Origin of the sequence: Neobacillus drentensis (assembly GCF_036966985.1) — a bacterium.
Classification (GTDB): Bacteria; Bacillota; Bacilli; order Bacillales; family Cytobacillaceae; genus Neobacillus; species Neobacillus drentensis_E.
On sequence record NZ_JBALSN010000182.1, the window covers coordinates 1 to 1,419 of the forward strand.

At 36.2% G+C, this 1,419-nt stretch carries 2 protein-coding genes; one reads left to right on the forward strand and one right to left on the reverse strand.

Annotated features, from left to right (window positions below):
• Positions 1-459, reverse strand: a 459-nt coding sequence (locus tag V7659_RS12385) for a low molecular weight protein-tyrosine-phosphatase (RefSeq protein WP_335540288.1), incomplete at its 3' end; no start/stop codon positions are given.
• Between the two features lie 380 nt (positions 460-839).
• On the opposite strand from V7659_RS12385, the gene V7659_RS12390 reads away from it, so the two are divergent.
• Positions 840-1,419: SDR family NAD(P)-dependent oxidoreductase (locus V7659_RS12390; RefSeq protein WP_335540289.1), on the forward strand; the 580-nt coding region annotated here is incomplete at its 3' end.

A 1,419-nucleotide genomic window follows, 5' to 3' on the forward strand; every position in this document is an offset into this window, starting at 1 on the left:
GTTTTGTTCGCTGCGTATTTTTTTGAGTAATACCTGGCAGCCAGCTGAAACAAGACGATAGGTTTCATCAAAGTCACCTGTATAAAATGGATCGGGGACATCTTTCCTGTATTTGGTCAGGTCAAGCAGCCTAATGATCTTTGGATGATTAGACTGCCCGGTTATCCTGTAAATATTTTTTATGTTGCTTTCGTCCATACCGATAATATAGTCGAATTTCCAAAAGTCTCCTTTCTTTAGTCGGCGTCCAACAAGCCCATTAGAAGAGATATTGTATTTATTCAGAATATTAAGAGTTCCTTCGTGCGGAGGGAAGCCGATTTGCCATGAACTGGTTGCAGCGGAATCAACTGCGATTTTGTTTGTCAAATTTTCCTTTTTGACTAAGTTGCGAAACAAAGCTTCAGCCATCGGTGAACGGCAAATATTTCCCAGGCATACAAATAAAACGTTGATCATGAACTTAACCCCTTTAATTGATTTTATTTTTTTCATTTTAATAGTCTTTTTTGAAATGAATTATGTATTTACAAAATAATGGATTGGACAGGTTGTTGTTTTGCACCTCCAGGCGTTATTGAGGTCTTTTAATTCCAAGCTGCTCCTACGATGATAAGAAATATAAATATACAATGATTAAAACAAAACCAGCTCCGTAAGTACCGTCTGCCAAGTACAGTGCCTTCTTTTCACTCGTAATCACAAAGTATGTACCGAACAGAAAAACGGAACGGCGCTAGTGCTATTTTTATAAGCTGTTTCCTGGCATCTGAAATGCGAAGAACTTCACTTAAGCTAAGGACCTTATTTATGCGTCCTTCATTTGGAGGAATATTTTAATGAACCAATTAAAAGAAAAAATTGCAATTATTACGGGTGTAAGCCGTTTGAAAGGGATTGGAGCAGCTATTTGTAAAGAGTTAGCTGATACGGGCTATCATATCTTTTTTACGTACTGGACGGAATATGATAAAAAAATGCCTTGGAGCATTGATTTAGATGAGCCAATGAAATTAAAAGGAGAATTATTAAAAAAAGGTGTTAAGGTGTCATGTATGGAGTTGGATTTAACGCAACATAATGCACCTGAACAACTTATTAATAGAGTTTCTGAACAACTTGGTTATCCTGATATCTTAATTAATAACGCAGCATATTCAACGAATAACGATTTTTCAAATGTAACTGCTGAAGAATTAGATAAACATTACATGGTAAATGTTCGTGCAACAACACTATTAAGTAGTAAATTTGCTCAAGGGTTTGATAAAAAATCTGGTGGAAGAATAGTCAATATTACTTCAGGTCAATTTCAAGGACCAATGCCTGGTGAATTAGCATATGCAACAACTAAGGGAGCAGTTGATGCTCTAACTATTACATTGTCAGCTGAACTAGCCCCTTTAGGAATAACGGTTA